General features: G+C 69.0%; 20 protein-coding genes. 8 read left to right on the forward strand and 12 right to left on the reverse strand.

Features of this window, described 5'->3' with window-relative positions; genetic code table 11:
- Window position 1: 1 nt before the first annotated feature.
- The gene (locus LPA45_RS22340; RefSeq protein WP_116319689.1) at window positions 2–1,462 is read right to left on the reverse strand and encodes an amidohydrolase family protein; all 1,461 of its coding nucleotides are present in this window, start codon (window positions 1,460–1,462) and stop codon (window positions 2–4) included.
- Window positions 1,463–1,481: 19 nt separating this feature from the next.
- Window positions 1,482–2,831, reverse strand: coding sequence for a uracil-xanthine permease family protein (locus tag LPA45_RS22345; RefSeq protein ID WP_116319690.1), 1,350 nt, complete (start codon window positions 2,829–2,831; stop codon window positions 1,482–1,484).
- A 296-nt stretch (window positions 2,832–3,127) separates the two neighbouring features.
- On the opposite strand from LPA45_RS22345, the gene LPA45_RS22350 reads away from it, so the two are divergent.
- The 4 genes from LPA45_RS22350 (at window position 3,128) to LPA45_RS22365 (ending at window position 6,053) form a co-directional block, all read left to right on the forward strand.
- Window positions 3,128–4,414: a molybdopterin-dependent oxidoreductase gene (locus LPA45_RS22350; protein WP_116319691.1), complete on the forward strand. Its 1,287-nt coding sequence runs from the start codon at window positions 3,128–3,130 to the stop codon at window positions 4,412–4,414.
- A gap of 10 nt (window positions 4,415–4,424) precedes the next feature.
- Window positions 4,425–5,078, forward strand: a complete 654-nt coding sequence (locus LPA45_RS22355) for a c-type cytochrome (RefSeq protein ID WP_116319692.1) — start codon at window positions 4,425–4,427, stop codon at window positions 5,076–5,078.
- Between the two features lie 89 nt (window positions 5,079–5,167).
- Window positions 5,168–5,593 (forward strand): helix-turn-helix transcriptional regulator, encoded by a 426-nt coding sequence (locus tag LPA45_RS22360; protein WP_317921280.1) that lies wholly within the window; start codon window positions 5,168–5,170, stop codon window positions 5,591–5,593.
- Window positions 5,553–6,053 carry an SRPBCC family protein gene (locus LPA45_RS22365; RefSeq protein WP_116319694.1) on the forward strand — a complete coding sequence of 167 codons (501 nt, stop codon included), beginning with the start codon at window positions 5,553–5,555 and terminating at the stop codon, window positions 6,051–6,053. Before LPA45_RS22360 ends, LPA45_RS22365 begins: the two co-directional genes overlap by 41 nt.
- Window positions 6,054–6,083: 30 nt before the next feature.
- Here the strand turns inward: LPA45_RS22365 and LPA45_RS22370 are convergent, their stop codons facing one another.
- The 3 genes from LPA45_RS22370 to LPA45_RS22380 form a co-directional block, all read right to left on the reverse strand.
- Window positions 6,084–6,920 carry a universal stress protein gene (locus LPA45_RS22370; protein WP_317921281.1) on the reverse strand — a complete coding sequence of 279 codons (837 nt, stop codon included), beginning with the start codon at window positions 6,918–6,920 and terminating at the stop codon, window positions 6,084–6,086.
- Between the two features lie 157 nt (window positions 6,921–7,077).
- Window positions 7,078–7,401, reverse strand: coding sequence for a hypothetical protein (locus LPA45_RS22375; RefSeq protein WP_116319696.1), 324 nt, complete (start codon window positions 7,399–7,401; stop codon window positions 7,078–7,080).
- A 105-nt stretch (window positions 7,402–7,506) separates the two neighbouring features.
- Window positions 7,507–8,448, reverse strand: coding sequence for a LysR family transcriptional regulator (locus LPA45_RS22380; protein ID WP_317921282.1), 942 nt, complete (start codon window positions 8,446–8,448; stop codon window positions 7,507–7,509).
- A gap of 108 nt (window positions 8,449–8,556) precedes the next feature.
- Here LPA45_RS22380 and LPA45_RS22385 point away from each other — a divergent pair, with 108 nt between their 5' ends.
- The 4 genes from LPA45_RS22385 to LPA45_RS22400 all read left to right on the forward strand — a co-directional run bounded on the left by LPA45_RS22385 (window position 8,557) and on the right by LPA45_RS22400 (window position 10,917).
- A complete protein-coding gene (locus LPA45_RS22385) occupies window positions 8,557–9,702 on the forward strand; it encodes a DSD1 family PLP-dependent enzyme (RefSeq protein WP_317921284.1) in 1,146 nt (381 codons plus the stop codon).
- A complete protein-coding gene (locus LPA45_RS22390) occupies window positions 9,692–10,108 on the forward strand; it encodes a RidA family protein (protein ID WP_317921285.1) in 417 nt (138 codons plus the stop codon). Before LPA45_RS22385 ends, LPA45_RS22390 begins: the two co-directional genes overlap by 11 nt.
- Before the next feature lie 124 nt (window positions 10,109–10,232).
- Window positions 10,233–10,622: a hypothetical protein gene (locus LPA45_RS22395; RefSeq protein ID WP_116319700.1), complete on the forward strand. Its 390-nt coding sequence runs from the start codon at window positions 10,233–10,235 to the stop codon at window positions 10,620–10,622.
- A 70-nt stretch (window positions 10,623–10,692) separates the two neighbouring features.
- Window positions 10,693–10,917: a DUF3820 family protein gene (locus tag LPA45_RS22400; RefSeq protein WP_063240740.1), complete on the forward strand. Its 225-nt coding sequence runs from the start codon at window positions 10,693–10,695 to the stop codon at window positions 10,915–10,917.
- Window positions 10,918–10,928: 11 nt separating this feature from the next.
- On the opposite strand, the gene ggt is transcribed toward LPA45_RS22400, so the two are convergent.
- The 7 genes from ggt to LPA45_RS22435 form a co-directional block, all read right to left on the reverse strand.
- On the reverse strand, window positions 10,929–12,656 hold the full coding sequence (ggt, locus tag LPA45_RS22405) for a gamma-glutamyltransferase (RefSeq protein WP_317921286.1): 1,728 nt from the start codon (window positions 12,654–12,656) through the stop codon (window positions 10,929–10,931).
- Window positions 12,657–12,731: 75 nt separating this feature from the next.
- On the reverse strand, window positions 12,732–13,268 hold the full coding sequence (locus LPA45_RS22410) for a DUF1097 domain-containing protein (protein ID WP_317921288.1): 537 nt from the start codon (window positions 13,266–13,268) through the stop codon (window positions 12,732–12,734).
- Window positions 13,269–13,306: 38 nt separating this feature from the next.
- The gene (locus LPA45_RS22415) at window positions 13,307–14,575 is read right to left on the reverse strand and encodes an amidohydrolase family protein (RefSeq protein WP_317921290.1); all 1,269 of its coding nucleotides are present in this window, start codon (window positions 14,573–14,575) and stop codon (window positions 13,307–13,309) included.
- Window positions 14,576–14,710: 135 nt separating this feature from the next.
- The gene (locus tag LPA45_RS22420; RefSeq protein ID WP_317921292.1) at window positions 14,711–15,379 is read right to left on the reverse strand and encodes a response regulator transcription factor; all 669 of its coding nucleotides are present in this window, start codon (window positions 15,377–15,379) and stop codon (window positions 14,711–14,713) included.
- Window positions 15,376–16,461, reverse strand: a complete 1,086-nt coding sequence (locus LPA45_RS22425) for a PAS domain-containing protein (RefSeq protein ID WP_317921293.1) — start codon at window positions 16,459–16,461, stop codon at window positions 15,376–15,378. The genes LPA45_RS22420 and LPA45_RS22425 overlap by 4 nt, the downstream gene beginning before the upstream one ends.
- 273 nt (window positions 16,462–16,734) lie before the next feature.
- Entirely contained in the window at window positions 16,735–17,874 is a 1,140-nt protein-coding gene (locus LPA45_RS22430) for an acyl-CoA dehydrogenase family protein (protein ID WP_317921294.1), read from the reverse strand.
- Entirely contained in the window at window positions 17,867–19,039 is a 1,173-nt protein-coding gene (locus tag LPA45_RS22435) for a CaiB/BaiF CoA-transferase family protein (RefSeq protein WP_317921295.1), read from the reverse strand. Before LPA45_RS22435 ends, LPA45_RS22430 begins: the two co-directional genes overlap by 8 nt.
- Window positions 19,040–19,140: the final 101 nt, after the last annotated feature.

Below are 19,140 nucleotides of genomic sequence, written 5' to 3' on the forward strand. Positions count from 1 at the left end.
GTCACGCTGCCTCGCCGGTTGCGATGCCGGAGGCATGGCGCGCGCGGTGCACGTCGGCCGCGTCATGCAGCTTGCGGATCGGCGCGTTCGCGACGGTGTCCGCGGCCATGGCGTGGATGGCCTGCATCAGCGCGCGGGCATCCCAGTCGGTTGGCCAGCCTTGCCACAGGCGCAGGCTGCCGTCGACAAACACCGCGCGGATCTGGTCGCGATTGGCCAGTCGCACCAACTCCCAGGTCAGGTCCCACGACGGCGCCAGCTCGGGCACGTCGAGGTCGACCAGCAGGAAGTCGGCGCGCTTGCCGGTGGCAATCTCGCCGGTCAGTGCGCCCAGCCCCGCGACATCGGCGGCGTCATGCGTGGCCATGTCGACCCAGCGCCAGCCGGCGCCGCACGACGAATCGCCCACGCCGATGCCGAAGGCAAAGCGTTGCGCCGCCTCGGCGTAGTCGAGCAGGCGGAAGGCGTCGCTGCGGGTGCCGTCGGTGCCGAGGCCCAGGCGCACGCCGAAGGTCGCCATGGTTTCGGCGGGCGCTACCGCGTTGCCCTTCCACGCGCTGGCTACGGGGTTGTAGGCCACCGCCGCGCCGGTATCGGCCAGCAGGCGGATCTCTTGCGGCGTCACCAGCGTGGCATGCGCCAGCAGCGCCGCCGGCCCCAGTGCGCCGACCGCCGCCAGGTGTTCGATGGGCCGGCGGCCGCAGGCGTTGAGCGAGCGCTCCACCGCGACCAGATGCTCGTTGGCGTGGGTCTGGAAGATGCGGCCAGACTCGGCGCAGAGCTGGTAGACGTGGTGCAGCATCGCGTCGGAGGCCACTTCGGGGATCGAGATCGCCAGCGACGGCGCCACCAGCGGGTCGCTGGCGTACTTGTCCAGGTGCGCGGCGGCGCGGCGCAGGATTGGCGCGGCGTCGAGCGTTTCGGCGCCGGGCTTGTCGTTGCAGATCAGTCCCAGCACGCAGCGCACGCCGGCATCGGTGACCGCGCGCGCGATCGCATCCAGCCCCGCCTCGCTGCGCGTGCCGGCATCGACCACGGTGGTAAAGCCGCCGCGCAGCGCTTCCAGCGCCGCCAGCTTGGACGACAGGTACAGGTGCTCCGCCGTCAGGCTGCCCTCCAGCGGCACCCAGACGCGACGGAAGATTTCGGACGGCTCGCCGAACACCAGCGACTTGCCGAACGACTGCGTCAGGTGGTGGTGCGTGTCGATCATGCCCGGCATCAGCAGCATGCGCGGCAGCGGGAGGGTTTCCAGTTCAGGGAACCTTGCCTTCACCTCATCGGCGCTGCCCACGGCCGTGAATTGGCCATCCTCCACTACCACCGCATGCCCGCGCACCGCGCCCTGGCGCAGCAGCGTCCATTCCGGCAGCAGGATGCGCGGTTGCTTGAACAGGTCCGGCAGCAGTGCCGGAGTATTTTCACCGGGCCAGGCCGGCGAGGTTGCATCGTGTCGAGTCATTGCGATTCAGGAAACGGGATCAGTGCGTGGCGGCGGCATCGTCGCCGACCGCCGGGGCCGGTGCCGCGGCACGCAAGCCCGTGTGGAAGAACAGGAAGTTGAGCAGCGCGGCGGTGATGGCGCCCATGGCCACGCCATTGCCGACCAGGATGCGCAGGTTGGCCGGCAGCCCGCCATAGATGCCAGGCACCAGGATCGGCAGCAGGCCCACTGCCAGCGCCACCGCGACGACATACATGTTGGCGTGATGGCGCAGGTCGACCTTGCGCAGCATGTCGATGCCCATGGTGCCGACGATGCAGAACACCACCAGCCCGGTGCCGCCTACCACCGCCTCGGGGATCGCGCTGATCAGCGACGACACCGGCACCAGCAGCCCGAACACCACCAGGATCGCGCCCGACACCGCGGTGACGAAGCGCGAGCGCACGCCGGTCGCACGGACGATGCCGATGTTCTCGCCGCTGGTGATGACCAGCGAGGTGCCGAACATCCCGCCCACCAGCGAGGTCAGCGCATCCGCGCGGATGGTGCGCGGCACGTCGCGCTGCTGGTCCACCGGCTTGCCGACCGCATCGCTGATCGCCAGCGTCTGGCCGGTCGCCTCCACCATCGAGATCACGGCGAACACCATCAGCGGGATCGCGGCCACCACGTCGAAGGTCGGCATGCCGAACGGGAACGGCGTGGGCAGCGCGATGACCGGCGTCATCGACACATGGCCGACATGGAAGGCACCGGTCAGCGCCGCGACCAGCGCCCCGCCCAGCAATCCCAGCAGGATTGCCAGCTGCGCCAGCATGCCCGTCAGCAACCGCGACGCGGCCACCGTGCAGGCGATGGTGGCAAACGCCAGCAGCAGGTTGAGCGGATCGACCGTGGTGCCCGCGGCAGGATGCCCCGCGACCAGCCGGCCCGATACCTGCGCAAGGTTGATCGCCACCAGCAGCAGCATCGTCCCCACCACCACCGGCGGGAAATACCGCAGGCAGCGCCGGAACACCGGCAGCACGCAGAAATAGAAGACGCCGGTCAGGATCACCGCGCCGGCAGCGGTCTGCACGTCGGTCTGTTGCGCGATCAGGATAAACAGCACGATCGGCGCGCCGCCGGGCAGCATCACGAACGGCAGCCTGGCGCCGATGCCGCGCTTGCCGAGCGACTGCAGCAGCGTGCCCAGCCCGCAGATCACGAAGGTGGCGCTGAGCAGTTGCACCGCCAGCGCGGGCGGGAAGTTGAGCGCCTTGCTCATCAGGAACACGGACGCGATCGGAGACGCGGCCATGACAAGGACATGCTGGAGGCCGAAGACGAACAGGCGCCGCCATGGCAGCAGTTCGTCCACCGGCGCGGGGGCGGCGTGGGACATTTAAAGGCTCCTCGTTTGGTGTGCCGGGCGGTTGTGCGGTGGCCGGTGGCCAAGCCGCTGCGTCTGTGCGCAGTTCGCCTCAGATGTTATGGATTTCCGCTAACAAAAACGTTTTTGTAAGTGTAGGGAAACCAAAACTGCGATGCAAGCGGTTTCTCCGGCCACCTCAAGCCCTATATCGACTAAATCGATAACAGCTAGCAGGAAAACCCGTTTCACAAGCTAACGCTGCCGGAGCAAAGTGTGCGCCACAACGCATCGCGCCCGACCCCGCGAGCGCCAAGGAGGAAGCCCCCATGCGAGACAAGACCCATCCCGCCGAGCCTGCCGTCGCCCCCGACAGCAACCCCCACCGCAATCCCCACTACGCCCCCGCGCGCCGCCGCTTCGTCCGCCATGTAGGCGGGCTGGCGCTGGTCGCCTCGCCGCTTGGCGCCCTTGCCGCAAAGGCGACCGACGGCGTCACGCTCGCCGACGGCCCGCGCCCGCTGGTGCGCTATCCCGGCAAGCGCCCGCTGGTGCGCGTCAGCACCCGCCCGCCGCACCTGGAAACGCCCTTCTCCACGTTCAACGAAGGGCCGATCACGGCAAACGACGCCTTCTTCGTGCGCTATCACCTGGCCAATATCCCGCTGTCGGTGGACCTGAACACGTACCGGCTGAGCGTGGGCGGCCACGTCGGCAAGCCGTTGCGGCTGTCGCTGGATGAACTCAAGAAGCTGGCCGACCCGGTCGAGGTGGTCGCGGTAAACCAGTGCTCGGGCAACAGCCGCGGCTTTGCCGAGCCGCGCGTGTTCGGCGCGCAGCTCGCCAACGGCGCGATGGGCAATGCGCGCTGGACCGGCGTGCCGCTGCGCAAGGTGCTGGAGCATGCGGGCGTCAAGGCCGGGGCCAAGGTCGTGACCTTCAACGGCATGGATACGCCGGTGCTGCCGAGCACGCCGGATTTCCGCAAGTCGCTCGATATCGCGCACGCGATGAACGGCGAACCGCTGCTGGCCTGGGGCATGAACGGCGAAGACCTGCCGCTGCTTAACGGCTATCCGCTCAAGCTGGTGGTGCCGGGATATTTCGGTACCTACTGGATCAAGCACCTGTCCGAGATCGAAGTGCTCGACCACCCGTTCGAGGGCCATGACGCGTTCTTCATGACCAAGGGCTACCGCGTGCCGGACAACGACTGCCAGTGCGTGGCCCCCGGCACGCCGCCCGCCAGGACGCGGCCGATCTCGACGCTGGCCGTGCGCAGCTTTATCACCAGCGTCGAAAGCGGCGCCAGGCTGCCGGCCGACCGCACCGTGGCGCTGAAGGGCATCGCCTTCGACGGCGGCGCCGGCATCCGCACCGTCGAGGTTTCGGTCGATGGCGGGCAGAACTGGCAGGCCGCAACGCTCGGGGAGGACCTGGGCCGCTTCTCGTTCCGCGCGTGGCAGTTGCCGGTGAAGTTCGCTCGCAAAGGCCCCGCGGTGCTGATGGTGCGCGCCACCAGCAACAACGGCGAGACCCAACCGGCCAAGGCCAGCTGGAACCCCGCCGGCTATCGCCGCAATGTCATCGAAGCCACGCCGGTCACCATCGCCTGAGGAACGCGCCATGAAAGCAACCATCGCCCCCGCGCTGCTGGCGCTCGCCTTGCTCGGTGCCGGCAGTGCCTGCGCCGCGCCGCAGGACATCAAGCTGCCGGCGGAGAACATCAAGCTCAAACCCGCCAAGCTGCCGGGCTACGGCATCGCCATGCAGAAATGCGCGATCTGCCATTCGGCCGACTACGTCTCCTACCAGCCGCCCGGCCTGAGCCTGGCGCAATGGACCGCCGAGATGAAGAAGATGCAGCAGGCCTACGGCGCGCCGATCGACGATGCCGAGGTCGAGCAGCTCGGCGCCTACCTTGCCGTGGCGTATGGCTCGGCCAAGGCCAGGGATCCCGAGATCGTGGCGATCGCGCAGAAGGCCGGCAAACCGGCCGCCGCCCCTGCCCCCAGCGCCGCCGCGGCCAGCGTCGACCTGCAGGGGCTGCTGGCAAAGAATGCCTGCCTGAGCTGCCACAGCGTGACGCAGAAGGTGGTGGGACCGGCCTACCATGAGGTCGCCGTGCGCTACAAGAACGATGCGCAGGCCCAGGCGAAGCTCGAAACCAGCATCCGCGGCGGCAGCAGCGGCAAGTGGGGCGCGGTGCCGATGCCGCCGTTTGCCAGCCTGAAGCCCGACGAAGTACGCGCGTTGGCGGCCTACGTGCGCCAGCAATAACACGCGCCCTGCAAATCGCGCCCCGGCCGTCGCCGGGGCGTTTGCCTTTTTGCCTTGCCAGACGCGACGGCATTCCTATACTTAGCCACATGGCTAACCATTACGCCGACCAGTCCGCCCAGTCCGCCCAATCCGCCTTATCTGCCGTTCCCGAGCTGTCCGACGTCTTCTACGCGCTGGCGGATCCCACCCGCCGCGCCGTCGTCACCATGCTCGGAGGCGGTCCGGAAACGGTCTCGGCGCTGGCAGCCCCGTTCGCGATGGCACTGCCCTCGTTCCTGAAGCACCTGCAGGTGCTGGAGCGCAGCGGTTTGATCCGCTCGCGCAAGACGGGGCGCGTGCGCACCTGCGAGCTGGTGCCGCAGCCGCTGTCCGAGGCGCAGCAATGGCTGGCCGATCAACATGCGCTTTGGGAGGCCCGCACCGACCGCCTCGCCGCCTTTGTCGAAGCGCTTCACCAGGAGGAACTGTCTGATGCCGAACGGAAACAACGCAAGCCCCAACACAAGCCCTGAAGCCACCCGGGACCTGGTCATCTCGCGCCTGCTCAAGGCCCCGCGCGCCAAGGTCTGGCGCGCGTGGAGCGATCCGGAACTGCTCAGGCAATGGTGGTGCCCCAAGCCCTGGACCACCGAGGTGCGCGCCTTCGACTTGCGCCCCGGCGGCGCCTTCCATACCTTCATGCAAGGCCCCGACGGTGGCACCAGCGACAATCCCGGCTGCTTCCTGGAGGTGGTGCCGATGGAGCGCATCGTCTCCACCTCGGCACTGGTCGCGGGCTATCGCCCGGCCACGCCATGGCTGTCGATGACCGCGGTCATCACCATGGAAGACGAAGGCGACGGCACGCGCTACACCGCGCGCGTGATGCATCCGGACGAGGCCACGCGCAAGCAGCATGAAGAACTGGGCTTCCATGAGGGCTGGAATACCTGCATCACGCAGCTGGAGGAATTTGCCTCGCAGCTGAAGTAAGACGGCAAGAAGGTTGCGGCGGCGCGGGCTTCAGTGCGAGAACAGCACCGGCACGGTCATCGACTGCAGCAGCACGCGGGTCACGCCGCCAAGCACAAGCTCACGCAGCCGGCCATGGCCGTAGGCGCCCATCACGATCAGGTCGGCGCCAAAGTCCGCGGCGCGCGACAGGATCAGCTCGCCGATGGTCAGGTCGGCGCCGCCGGGGCCGTGCTCGACCTCGACCGAGGCGCCTTGCCGTTCCAGCACCTGCACCGCGTGGCTGACTGGCGTGGCATCGGCGCGCAACTCCTTGGCAGCGGTATGGGCGCCGAGCACGCGGACTTGCGCGCCAGCCAGCAGGGGCAGCGCGTCATGCAGGGCACGCGCGGCCTCGCGGCTGCCATTCCAGGCCAGCAGCACGCGCGTGCCGACGGTGCTGAATTCGCCGGCGCACGGGACCACCAGCGTGGGCCGGCCGGATTCCAGCAGTAGCGCTTCCAGCAACTGCCGCGCGACCGGGCCTTCGATATTGTCGCCATCGTACTGGCCCGACACGATCAGCCCGGCCTCGCGCGCTTCGCGCAGCGCCAGCGTGACGGGGTCGCGATCGACGGCACGCCAATCGGCCACGACCTCCAGTTCGCGGGTGACTGCCTCGAAGGCGCAGTGCATGTTTTCGCGCTGCAGCCGGCGGCGCTCCTGGTCTTCGGCCAGGCAGCGCTGGGCATTGCCCGTGCGGTAGGACCAGCCGGGGTCGGGCACGCGCCCGGCCAGCAGGCCGATCAGCGGGCAGCCGGCGGCGCTGGCAAGGCGGCCGGCAAGGTGCAGGCGGCGGCAGGACTGTGGATTGCCGTCCAGGTGGACCAGGATGCTGTCGTAGGCCATGATGCCCTCGCTTCGGTCTTGTTTGCATCCAGTCTAGGCGGCAAGACCGATTGGGCCTTGACCCGGGTCAAGGCGGCCGGAACCCGCGCTTCATCCGGTTCGCACGGAAAGCGACAGCGAACGTAGACGCTCAGGCGCCATAGGCCGCGGGCATCACTCAATCGTCGTAGCCATCGTGCCAGCGGCGCCATTCCCGCTCGCGCCGCCTCTGTTCACGCCACTCGCGCTCGCGCCACTTGCGCTCCCGCCATTGCTGTTCGCGCCAGGCGCGGGCATGCCCGTCGTCGTAGTAGGCCGGCGCCACGACCACCGGCTGGGGTGGTGCCACATAGACCGGCGCCGGCTCGTAGTAGACCGGGGGCGGCGCCACGGCATAGCCCGGAACGCCGATGCCGATATCGACGTTGACGCGGGCCTGGGCGGTGCCCGGGCCCATGACTGCGACGCCCGCGAGAGCGCAGGCGGCCAGGATTGTTCGCATGGTGATGTCCTCCTGGCCGGCAATGTAGCGGCGCCCCGCGGCCGCAGGTGTTGGCAGAACGTTAGGCACGTAGCAACGTGTAACCGCGCCGGCGCTTTCGCTGCGCTAGCGGCGGCCCTTGCCGTCGGCCCTGCCGCGTCCGCTGCCCAGCGCCTCCTCCAGGAACTGCATCAGCGCCTGCACGCGGGCCGTACGCCCGCGCCGCGTGGGCACCAGCAAGGTCACCGGGGCGCTGTCGCACTCCCAGTCGGCCAGCACCCGCACCAGCGCGCCACGCGCGATGGCATCGGCCGCATCCCATTCCGAGCGCAGCACCAGCCCGAGCCCCTGTTCCGCCCACTGGCGCGCGACGCTGCCGTCGTTGCTGGTATAGGCCGGCACCACGCGCACGGTTTCGCGCGCGGGCGGGCGCCTGGCGGCCCGCGTGGCTGGCCGGCGGAAGCGCCATAGCGTCACGTCCTCATCGTTCTCGCGGATGCAGATGCAGGCATGGTCGAGCAGGTCGCGCGGCGCGGCGGGCGTGCCGTGCTGGCGCAGGTAGCCGGGGCTCGCGCACAGCCAGCGCGCATTGGGCGCGAGCGTGCGCGCGATCCACGACGAGTCGCGCACCGCGCCGACGTGGATCACGGCATCGGAATCATGGCGGTCAGGCCACGGCGTCTCGCGCAGGTCCAGCTGCAGCCGCAGGCCCGGGTGGCGCTCGGCAAAGCGCGCCAGCAGCGGCGCCACGTGGTGCCGCCCGTAGCCGAACGGCGCGGCGATGCGCAGCGTGCCCGTGAGCCGGCTGTCCTCGCGCCGGAACGATTCCGGCAACGCCTCCAGCTGCGCCAGCAGCGCCGCGCCTTCACGGGCAAAGCGCTCGCCCTCGGGCGTCAGGCTCAGCCGCCTGGCGGTGCGGGTGGCCAGCGCCAGCCCCAGCGTGGCTTCCAGCTTGCGCAGCCGTGCCGACAGCGCGGGCGGCGTCACATTGAGCGAACGCGCGGCCGCGCTCAGCGACGGCGACTGCGCGAGCGCATCGACCAGGCGCAAGTCCTCGATCTGGATCATTCACTTCAGCTTAACGATTGATGTTCCGCCATTTAACCACGGGCTACCGTTTGCTTCCTACACTAGGACACCATGCCACCTCGATTGACCGAACCACCCGTGAACGACATGACCCTTTCCCCAACCCCGCTGGCGCAACTCGAAACCCCGGCGGCAGTGATCGACACCACGCGCATGCAGCGCAATATCGACCGCATGCAGGCGCGCATGGATGCACTCGGCGTGCGCTTCCGCCCGCATGCCAAGACCAGCAAATGCACGCCGGTCGTGCGCGCGCAGATCGATGCGGGCGCCAGCGGCATCACCGTCTCGACGCTGAAGGAGGCCGCGCATTTCTTTGCCCACGGCATTAGCGACATCCTCTACGGCGTTGGCATGGTGGCCAGCAAGCTGCCGCAGGCGCTGGCGCTGCGGCGCCAGGGCTGCGACCTCAGGATCGTCACCGACGGCGTAGAGTCCGCACGCGCCATCGTGGCGTTCGGCGCCGCGCATGGCGAAGCGTTCGAGGTCTGGATCGAGATCGATACCGACGGCCACCGCTCGGGCATCCGCCCGGACGAGCCGGCGCTGATCGAAGTCGGCACCGTGCTGCATGAAGGCGGCGCGCGACTGGGCGGCGTGATGACGCACGCCGGCTCCAGCTACGACCTGGACACGCCCGAGGCGCTCGTGGCAATGGCCGAGCAGGAACGCGCCGGCTGCGTGCATGCGGCGCAGCGCCTGCGCGAGGCGGGCCTGCCGTGCGCTGTGGTCAGCGTGGGCTCGACGCCCACCGCGCTGTCCGCGCAAGGCCTGGAGGGCGTGACCGAAGTGCGCGCGGGCGTCTACGTCTTCTTCGACCTGGTCATGCACAACGTTGGCGTATGCGCCACCGGCGACGTCGCGCTGAGCGTGCTGACCACAGTGATCGGGCACCAGCCGGACAAGGGCTGGGCCATCGTCGACGCGGGCTGGATGGCGATGAGCCGCGACCGCGGCACGCAGAAGCAGAAGCGCGATTTCGGCTACGGCCAGGTGTGCGCGCTCGACGGCGCGGCCATCGACGGCTATGTGCTCAGCGGCGCCAACCAGGAACACGGCATCCTGTCGCGCGAGGGCGAGCCTGACCGCGATATCGCCGCGCGCTTCCCGATCGGCACGCTGCTGCGTATCCTGCCCAATCACGCCTGCGCCACCGGTGCGCAGTTCCCCACGTACCACGCGCTCGCCGCCGACGGCGAGACCACCGAATGGAGCCGACTGCATGGCTGGTAATCCCGACACAAGCGACCGCACGATCCGGACGATCTCCCCGGACACCCTGGCCACCCCGGGCGGACACTACAGCCACGCCACCGTCGCCAACGGCATGGTCTTCATCTCGGGGCAACTGCCGATCACGCCGGACGGCCGCAAGCTGGCCGACGCGCCATTCGCCGAGCAGGCCATGCAAGTGCTGGCCAACGTCGAAGCCGCGCTGGTAGCAGCCGGCAGCAGCATCGGTGCGCTGGTGCAGGTGCGCGTCTATGTCGACAGCATCGACAACTGGCCTGCCTTCAACGCGATCTACGCCGCGTGGGCGGGCGCAGCGCGGCCGGCGCGCGCGGTGGTGCCCACCGGCCCGCTGCACTTTGGGCTCAAGGTGGAGGTGGAAGCGGTGGCGCTGGCATCGCGCGCGTAATTAACCCGCTCACGCGGGCTTGGCAAGGCTGGTAAATCACCGTTGCAAAAACAAACAGAATGTCAGGTGGCTCGGCGCTAAAGTGGCCCTTCCCATGCCTGAAGGCAATTTTGGAGGTACACGCATGAAGCAACATCTGGCGAAATCCCTGTTGATGGCTGGCGCGATGGTCGCGTCTTACCCGCTGTTCGCACAGCAGGCCCAGCCCCTTCAACCGGCCCAGCCGATGCCAGCCACGCAACCGATGCAAGCCACCCCGCCGGCGCTGTCCGCGCAGCCGATGCAAGCCATGCCGGCCACCGCGCCGTCCGCACAAGTCGCGCAAGCCCCGGGCGCAGCCAGCCCGTACGCACCGGCAGGCCAGCCCGCGCAACCGGGCATGGCGCCTGCCCCGGTCGATCCGATGCAGGCAGCCGCGCCGGCCGGCGCCGTCGACCCCGCCAGCATGAGCCTGGCCCCCGATGCGCTCGGCACCCGCCTGGGCCAGCGCAGCTCCTTCCTCGACGGCGCCTGACGCCAGTCCCCGCGCGTCAACGGCGGGCGCAAGCTGTGGTAGCGTAGCGCCCTGCCGATTTGACGCCACCATGACTCCGTTCGATTCCGATGCACTGAAGCGGCTCGTCAGCGTCACCATGCCCTACGGCAAGCACAAGGGCACGGTGATCGCCGACCTGCCGGGCAACTACCTTAACTGGTTCGCCCGCGAAGGCTTCCCGCCAGGGGAGATTGGCGGGCTGCTGGCGCTGATGCACGAGCTTGACCACAACGGCCTGTCCCACTTGCTGAAGCCGTTGCGCGGGCGCGGCTAGCCGCGCGCCGGCTACAGCCCCAGCGCACGGCCGTCGCTGCGCGGGTCGTGCGCGCCGGCAAGCTGCCCCTTCGGACCGATCCGGATCGCGCCCGGATGCCCGGCCAGCTGGCTCTGCGCCGGGATCGGGCTCAGCTGGTGGCCGCGCGCCGCCAGTTCACTGAACACCTGCCGGCCGGCGTCCTGTTCGAGCTTGAGGCTGTCGCGGCTGTCCGAGAAAGTCTTGCCCAGCAGGAAGCGCGGCCGGCCAAGCGCGGTCAGAGGATCCATGTCGTAGTCGATCATGCGCGTGAGCACCGCCGCCAGCGTCTGCGGCTGTCCGTCGGCGCCCTGCGTGCCGTAAAGCAGCCGCGGCCGGCCGTTCTTCAGGTAGATGCCCGGGTTCAGCGTATGGAAGGGCCGCTTGCCGCCCTGCAGCACGTTGGGGCTGGCGGGATCGAGGCTGAACGACGCGCCGCGGTTATGCCAGAGCACGCCCGTGTCGCCCACCACCACGCCGCTGCCCCAGTCGAAATACACCGTCTGCAGCATGCTGACGCAGCGGCCCTCGCGGTCGGCCGCGCCGATATACACCGTGTCGCCGGGCTGGTAGACATGCGGCCACGGCATGGCCCGTGCCATGCGGATGCGTTGCGCCTGCGCATCCAGGTGCCGGCGCGACAGCAGCCGATCCACCGGTACGTCGACAAAATCGGGATCGGCAACGTAGCGATTGCGATCGAGAAACGCCAGCTTCACGGCTTCGACCAGCAGGTGATAGTAGTCCGCACTGCCCTCGGGCACGGCCGACAGGTCGAAGCGGTCGAGGATCCCCATGATCTCCAGCGTCGTCACGCCCTGCGTGGGCGGACGAAGGCCCAGCAGTTCGCCGCCACGGTAGGCAACGCGCAGCGGCACTTCCTCGCGTGCCTGGCAGCGCGCCAGGTCGTTGGCGCGCAACGGCGAGCCGGCCTGCGCCAGCCCTGCCGCAAGCCGGCCGGCGATATCGCCCTCATAGAACTCCCGTCCGCCCTGCGACGCCAGCCGGTCCAGCGTGCGCGCCAGCTCGGGCTGGCGGAACATTTCGCCCGGCTTCGGCATGCGCCCGTCGGGGGCAAACACGCGGCCGAAGCCACTCCAGGCCGGCAGGTCCGCGGCGCGGAACTCCTGCCAGAAGCATTGCGACGGCGTGACCGGGAAGCCGTTGGCCGCGTACTCGGTGGCGCGCGCCAGCAGTGCCGACCACGACTGGGTACCGCCCCACTGGCTCTTGCTGAAGGCAAAGGCACGGTCCCAGATCGCGACCGTCGCGGCCGCGGTCAGCGCAGATCCCGGCCCTCGCAACGGGATGGCGCCACTGTAGCCAGGCGATTCTGCAGCGGCCTGCCCGATCCCGGAGAACGAGCGCACATTGCCGTCGCGGTCGCTGATCACCAGGAAGGCATCGCCGCCCAGCCCCGTGAAATGCGGATAGGTCACGCCCAGCACGGCGCCGATCGCAATCGCGGCCTCGATCGCATTGCCGCCTGCCTTCAGCACTTCCAGCCCCGCCTGGCTGGCGAGCCCGTGCGGGCTGGTGACCATGCCCGCATCCGAATGCGCGAGGCCCTTTCGCGCGGCGGGCGCGGCCGGCGCGGCGTCCTGCGCCGCCTCGGCGCCTGCTGGCGCGAGGATCGTGCTGCCCGCCAGCGCCGCCGAGCCTGCCAGGAATGCCCTGCGCGAAGTGCCGCCGCAGGGATCGACTTCAATCGTATGTTCCATGCCCACTCCCCCGGAAAGACTGGCTGCGCCGCGCCGCGCGGGCAGCCGCGATGATGATGACGATGTGATGGAGGCTCAGGCCTCGCGCTTGTGCGCCGGCCATGGGCGCTCGACCAGGCTTTCCGGCGCCGAGTAGCGCGCCTTGATCCAGGCATAGGCCGGCCCCATTGCATTCATGGCGATGACGGCGCCGAGCGCGGCGACGGGATCACCCGGCGTGGGCCCGAAGCCGCCGAACAGCGTGGCAAAGTACGAGGCAAAGCCGAAGAACATCCCGGGAATAAAACGCAGCGTGTAAAAGACGCGCGCCAGGAACATCATGCTGGCGTTGAGCATGAACAGGATCACCATCTCCGCCGCGATCAGCGCCGGCCCCGAGAACTGCTCGGCGGCCTGCCTGAAGCACAGCACGATCACGAACGCGAACAGCGATCCCACCGGCAAGGTCGGCCAGATTTTCTTCAGGTTCTCCGGCGAGGGCCCGCCCATGGCAAAGGTCGCCGCCCAGCTGATAAAGATGGCCCACGGCGGCAGGTGCGAGGCATGCGCGGCAATCGGAACGGTGGTGATGGCCAGCAGCGAGGCCACGACTTCGGCGGGCAGCTTCTTCATGATCGTCTCCTGGAAAGCTTGAAAGGTATGGGGGCGGTTCAGTGCGCGCAGCAACCGTGCCGGCGGATGTCGCAGCGGTGCTGCGTCACCACCGTGATGCGGCCGCGCTTTACCACCCACAGGCGCGGCGGAATGTCGATCAGCGCGTCCGCCACCTTGAAGGTGTCGAGGATCACGATATCGGCCTGCCGGCCCACTTCCAGGCCATAGCTGTCCTGCAGCCCGATCGCGCGCGCGGCGTTGTGCGTGCCCATGCCGAGCACCGCGAGCTGGTGCTCCGGCACGCCAAGCTGCGCCACGTGCGCGAGCATGTTGCCGATCTGCAGCATGTCGGCCTTGCCGAACGGCGTGAAGGCATTGCGGATGTTGTTGGACGAATACGCCACGTTGACCCCGCCGTGATGCAGGGCCTTCACCGGCGTCAGCCCGCGGCGCTGGTTCTGCGCGTCCTTGCGCCCGCCCAGGTACAGGTCGGTCGCGGGCAGGGTCACGATGCTGATGCCGGCCTCGCGCAGCTGCGCCACCAGCGGCTCCAGCTGCGCCGTGTCGAGCGCGCCCAGGCTGGTCACATGGCCCAGCGAGACGCGGCCCTGGTAGCCGCATTCGATGGTCTTGCGCGCGATGTAGTCGACCGCGGCAAAGCGCTGGTCGGCGGTGTCGTCGGCAAAGTCCGCATGCATGTCGACCGGCGCGTCATAGCGTTGCGCCAGCTCGAACACCATGTCGATATGGCGCACGGTATCGGCCCAGCTGAGCTCGTTGTACGGGCAGCCGCCGACCACGTCCGCGCCCATGTCCATGGCCTCGATCATCAGCTCGCGCGTACCTTGCGACTTCAGGATGCCCTCTTGCGGGAAGGCCACGATCTGCAGGTCGAGCAGGTCCTGGTACTCCGCCTTGAGTTCCAGCAGCGTCTCCACCCCGATCAGCCCCTGGATCAGGTCGACGTCGGGATGGGCGCGGATCGCAACGGTGCCGTGCCGGACCGCCATGTCCAGCACCTGGCGCGAGCGGTCCAGCACGTCGTGCCGCTGCTGCTTGCTTTTCAGGATACCGGTGACGCGGATGGCCTCGTCCAGCGTGCCCAGCCGGGCGGGCAGCCGGCGATGCAGCAGCGCCTTGTCCAGGTGCAGGTGCGGTTCCACCAGGCCCGGGATGGCGGCGCGGCCGCCGGCTTCGATCACTTCGTGCGCCGGCGCGTCGATGCCGGGTTCGATGGCGGCAATGCGCCCGTCGCGGATGGCGATATCGGTCAGGGGCGCGTCGTCGCGGACGCACACGTCCCGGATCAGCAGGTCCAGCTGCATGGCGTGTCTCCTCAGGTCTTGTGGTTCTGCCGGAGCCGCTGCCCCGTGACCTGAAGCGTAGGTGCCGGCGCGCGCCGGCTGCATCAGGATCGGCTGAATTCGACCTAAGGATCGGCCTAGCTGCGCCGCACCATGCTATGGGGTGTGGCTGGCCTCCCCGAGCTCTCCCGCTTCTGCCAGCAACCCGTGCCGGATGGCGTAGTGCACCAGCCCGGCGGTGGAGGAGAGTTCCAGCTTGGCCAGGATGTTGGCCTTGTGCGTACTGACCGTCTTGCCGCTGAGCGACAGCGTCAGTGCGATCTCATTGATGCCCTGCCCTTCGGCCAGCATCTGGAACACCTGCAGTTCGCGCGCCGTCAGCCGCGCATGCGGCAAGGCTGCCAGCGGCTGCCGCGCCTGCCCGATCAGCTTGTCCGCAATCGTGGCCGACACCGCGGTGCCGCCGCGCGCCACCTTCCGGATGGCGCCGATCAGCTGGTCCGATTCGACATTCTTGGTGAGATACCCGGCAGCGCCGGCGCGGATCGCCTGCACCGCGTACTGCGACTCGCGGTACATGCTCAGCACCAGCACGGGCAGCGTGGGATAGCTGGCCTGCAGCTGCTGGATCAGCACGATGCCGCTGCGGCCCGGCATCGACATATCCAGCAGCAGCACGTCCGGCAGTTCGGCGCGCAGCAGCGCGAGCAGTTCGTTGCCGTCGGCGGCCTCGGCCACCACCTGCATGTCCGGCACGGTGGACAGGATCTTCTTCAGCCCGTCGCGGATGATGGTGTGGTCATCGGCCAGCAGGATGCGGATCATCTGGTGTCTCCTCCGGTAGCCCCGGTAGCGCCGGTAGCCCCGGCAACGCTGTCGCGCGGAATCAGCGCCTCGATCCGCGTGCCGCAGCCCTTTTCGCTGGTCACCATCAGCTTGCCCCCCAGCATCAGCGCGCGCTCGCGCATGCCGAGCAAACCCAGGCTGCGGCGGCGGCCGGTGACGGACGTATCGATGCCGCAGCCGTTGTCGGCAACCACCAGCCGCAGCATGCCGTCCGCCTCGCGCAGCTCAACACGCACGCGATCGGCCTGGCCATGGCGGCAGGCATTGGTCAGGGCTTCCTGGGCGATCCGGAAGACCGCGGTGCTGACTTCCGCACTGAGGTCCGCTACCGGCTCAAGCGCGGTCTCGCCGGCAATGCCGCTGCGCTCGGACACCGACTCGACCAGCCAGTCGATCGCCGAGGCCAGCCCCAGTTCGTCCAGCACCGGCGGGCGCAGGTCCGCCGCAATGCGCTGCACGGCTGCCACGGTCGAGTCCGCGATCTCCTTGAGCATCTGCACGTGCTTGCGGTACGCGTCGTCGGCAGCCGGCCCCTGCTGTGCCTCGATGAAGCTGAGGCCCAGGCGCAAGGCGGTCAGCGACTGGCCCAGCTCATCGTGCAGCTCGCGCGAGATACGGGTGCGTTCGGCCTCGCGCACGGATTGCAGGTGCGCGGACAGCTCGCGCAGCTGCGCGCGCGAAGCCAGCAGCTCCTGCTCCGAGCGCTTGCGGTCCGTGATATCGCGCGAGATCCCCACCGTGCCGATGACCTCGCCGCGCGGGTTGCGGATCGGCATCTTGATGGTGTCGAACCAGCGCACGCTGCCGTCCTTGCCATGCCGGCTTTCCTCGTAGCGGCGGCGCACGCCGCTGTCGACCACCGACTTGTCGGTATCGAGGTAGACCTGGCCCCATTCCGCCGACCAGACCTGGTCCGGCGTGCTGCCCAGGATCTCGGCCTCGGTGCGTCCGCATGCGGCCATGAAGGCATCGTTGACCAGCACGTAGCGCGAGCTGGCGTCTTTCAGCCAGGCCTGGTCCGGGATGTTGTTCAATATGGCGCGCTGCAGTTCGACGTCCATGCCTCCCCCTTTGCAGGGCCGTCCGCCGCCCTGCCTGGTCCGGTCCTTCGGATTGAGTCGGGACGCGCATGCATTCATGCCAGTTGCGCATCAATTGCATTGATTGCATTGATTGCATTGATTGCGCAAGCGGCGCGCGGCCCCCGCAGACTATAGCCAGCGGCGGGCAGCTGCGCCCTTGTCGTTTTCCTGAATGGGCGAGATCGCCGGATGCGGCCTGGGCGTGGCTTGGGCGTGGCCTGGGCGTGGCCTGGGCGTCTTGCTGCGCCTGCCCTACGCCAGCACCGCGCGCGCAATCACGGTGCGCTGGATTTCCGAAGAACCCTCGTAGATGCGCAGGATGCGCGCGTCGCGCACCAGCCGCTCCAGCGGCATCTCGCGGGTGAAGCCGTAGCCGCCATGGACCTGCAATGCGGTATCGGTCACAAAGGCGACCGTCTCCGAGGCGTAGAGCTTGGCCATCGATGCCTGCTCGGTAAAGGGCTCGCCGTCGCGGCGTCGCACCGCGGCCTGCAGCGTCAGCAGCCAGGCCGCTTCCAGACGCGTGCGCATGTCGGCAAACATCCACTGCAGGCCCTGCTTGCGCGCCAGCGGCTCGCCGCCGACCTGGCGCTGCCGGGCCCAGTCGACCGCGCACGCCAGCGCCGCTTCGGCAATGCCGAGGCTGGTGGCGGCAACGTCGAGGCGGCTGTTGTCGAGCACTTTCATCGCGGTGCGGAAGCCGCTGCCTTCCGGGCCCAGCCGGTTGGCGGCCGGGACGAAGCAGTCCAGCGCCACCTCGTGCGCCGGCGCGCCGCGGATGCCCATCAGTTTCTCGGCGGGCGCGACCTCCACGCCGGCGCTGTGCCGATCCACCACGAAAGCGCTGATGCCGCGCGTGCCGGCGGCGGGATCGGTTTTGGCGTAGACGACGATAAAGTCGGCGGCGTCGGCATTGGAGATGAAATGCTTGACGCCGCGCAGGCGGTACCCGTCGCCCTCGGGCGTGGCGCGCGTGGCCATGTCGGCGGGGTTGGAGCCGGCGCGCGGCTCGGTCAGCGCGAACGCGCCCAGCTTGCGGCCGGCGGCGGCGGCGGGCAGGTAGCGTTCGCGCAGGCTGTCGTCGCCGCCGATCAGGATGGAGTCGGTGGCCAGGTAGTGCGCGCCGATCATCGACGAGGTCGAAGCGCAGGCCCTCGCGACTTCGACCAATGACAGGATCAGCGCAACGGGCGAGGTCTCGGTGCCGCCCCAGCGTTCCGGCAGGTTCATGCCCATCAGGCCAAGCTCGGCAAGCTGCGGCACGTAACGCGTGGTGGAGGTTTCGGCGCGGTCCACTTCGGCGGCGTTCGGCGCCAGCTCGCTCTGCGCAAAGCGGCCGATCGCATCGGCAATCTCCAGGTCTTCCGCTTCGACGCCCATTCGCTTATGCATGTTGCTTCTCCTTATTGAAATCGTGCGCGGCCAGGATGGCCTCGGTGTGCTGGCCCAGTGCCGGCGCGGGCGTCACGCGGTTGGCGCCGTACGCGGAAAACTTGACCGGCTGCGACGGCAGGCGCACCGTGCCGCCGTCCGTGTCGGGCACCTCGGTCAACAGGCGCCGATGCGCGGCGTGCTCGCTTTCCAGCGCTTCCCTGACATTGCGGATCGGCGCGACCGGGATGCCCGCTGCGCCCAGCGCCGCGTTTACCTCCGCCACGGTGCGCGTGGCCGACCAGCCTTCCAGCATGGCGCGCAGGTCGGACTCGAAGCGGCATCGCGTCTCGTCATCGGCAAAGCGCGGATCCTGCGCCATCGCCGGCTGGCCAATGGCGTCGGCAAGCGCCTGGAACAGCTTGTTGTTCAGCACCGCCACCACGTAGAAGCCATCCGCGGCGCGGTAGGCGCCGAACGGTGCGGACGACGGATGGCGGTTGCCCACGCGCCGCGGCGCCAGCCCGGTGGCCGCGTAGCGCGCGACCAGCGTGGCGCTGAGGCTCAGCGTGGCGTCGAACATCGACACATCGACATGCGTGCCGCGCCCGGTCTTCTCGCGCGCCAGCAGCGCGGCCAGCACGCCCCACGAGGCAAACAGGCCGCTGACGGCGTCGGACACGGCTTCGCCGAGCATGGTCGGCGCGCCGTCGGGCGCGCCGGTGGCATCCATCAGCCCGCACATCGCCTGCAGGATGATGTCGTAGGCCGGCCGGTGCGATTCCGGGCCGGTCTGGCCGAAGCCCGACACACTGGCGTAGACCAGCGACGGGTTCAGTTCGCGCAGCGCGGCGTAGCCGATGCCGAGCTTGTCCGCGACGCCGGGACGGAAGTTCTCCACCACCACGTCGGCACCGCGGCACAGCGCACGGGCGACGGCCAGGCCGTCCTCCGTCTTCAGGTCGATCACGATGCTCTGCTTGTTGCGGTTCATCGCGGAGAAGAGGCCGCTCTTGCCGTCGGCGAAGGGGCCGACCGCGCGATAGTCGTCGCCACCGGGCGGCTCGACCTTGATCACTTCGGCGCCGAGGTCGCCGAGCAGCGCGGTGCAATAGGGGCCGGCGAGCACGCGCGAGAAATCGATCACGCGGACGCCGGCCAGCGGCAAATCGGACAGGTGGGTCATTGTCTTGTTCCTCCAGGGCTTGCGGGCCCGGCAACGGGTTCCAGTCAGCCGATTCTGCGCAGCGCAGGCTATCAAGTAAAATATTGATTTCTAGTAGCACC

The organism is Cupriavidus sp. Agwp_2 (genome assembly GCF_040784895.1).
Lineage (GTDB): Bacteria > Pseudomonadota > Gammaproteobacteria > Burkholderiales > Burkholderiaceae > Cupriavidus.

Coding starts and splice junctions, on each gene's coding strand:
- LPA45_RS22340 (WP_116319689.1), bottom strand. CDS start 1,462: ATGACTCGACACGATGCAACCTCGCCGGCCTGGCCCGGTGAAAATACT.
- LPA45_RS22345 (WP_116319690.1), bottom strand. CDS start 2,831: ATGTCCCACGCCGCCCCCGCGCCGGTGGACGAACTGCTGCCATGGCGG.
- LPA45_RS22350 (WP_116319691.1), top strand. CDS start 3,128: ATGCGAGACAAGACCCATCCCGCCGAGCCTGCCGTCGCCCCCGACAGC.
- LPA45_RS22355 (WP_116319692.1), top strand. CDS start 4,425: ATGAAAGCAACCATCGCCCCCGCGCTGCTGGCGCTCGCCTTGCTCGGT.
- LPA45_RS22360 (WP_317921280.1), top strand. CDS start 5,168: ATGGCTAACCATTACGCCGACCAGTCCGCCCAGTCCGCCCAATCCGCC.
- LPA45_RS22365 (WP_116319694.1), top strand. CDS start 5,553: ATGCCGAACGGAAACAACGCAAGCCCCAACACAAGCCCTGAAGCCACC.
- LPA45_RS22370 (WP_317921281.1), bottom strand. CDS start 6,920: ATGGCCTACGACAGCATCCTGGTCCACCTGGACGGCAATCCACAGTCC.
- LPA45_RS22375 (WP_116319696.1), bottom strand. CDS start 7,401: ATGCGAACAATCCTGGCCGCCTGCGCTCTCGCGGGCGTCGCAGTCATG.
- LPA45_RS22380 (WP_317921282.1), bottom strand. CDS start 8,448: ATGATCCAGATCGAGGACTTGCGCCTGGTCGATGCGCTCGCGCAGTCG.
- LPA45_RS22385 (WP_317921284.1), top strand. CDS start 8,557: ATGACCCTTTCCCCAACCCCGCTGGCGCAACTCGAAACCCCGGCGGCA.
- LPA45_RS22390 (WP_317921285.1), top strand. CDS start 9,692: ATGGCTGGTAATCCCGACACAAGCGACCGCACGATCCGGACGATCTCC.
- LPA45_RS22395 (WP_116319700.1), top strand. CDS start 10,233: ATGAAGCAACATCTGGCGAAATCCCTGTTGATGGCTGGCGCGATGGTC.
- LPA45_RS22400 (WP_063240740.1), top strand. CDS start 10,693: ATGACTCCGTTCGATTCCGATGCACTGAAGCGGCTCGTCAGCGTCACC.
- ggt (WP_317921286.1), bottom strand. CDS start 12,656: ATGGAACATACGATTGAAGTCGATCCCTGCGGCGGCACTTCGCGCAGG.
- LPA45_RS22410 (WP_317921288.1), bottom strand. CDS start 13,268: ATGAAGAAGCTGCCCGCCGAAGTCGTGGCCTCGCTGCTGGCCATCACC.
- LPA45_RS22415 (WP_317921290.1), bottom strand. CDS start 14,575: ATGCAGCTGGACCTGCTGATCCGGGACGTGTGCGTCCGCGACGACGCG.
- LPA45_RS22420 (WP_317921292.1), bottom strand. CDS start 15,379: ATGATCCGCATCCTGCTGGCCGATGACCACACCATCATCCGCGACGGG.
- LPA45_RS22425 (WP_317921293.1), bottom strand. CDS start 16,461: ATGGACGTCGAACTGCAGCGCGCCATATTGAACAACATCCCGGACCAG.
- LPA45_RS22430 (WP_317921294.1), bottom strand. CDS start 17,874: ATGCATAAGCGAATGGGCGTCGAAGCGGAAGACCTGGAGATTGCCGAT.
- LPA45_RS22435 (WP_317921295.1), bottom strand. CDS start 19,039: ATGACCCACCTGTCCGATTTGCCGCTGGCCGGCGTCCGCGTGATCGAT.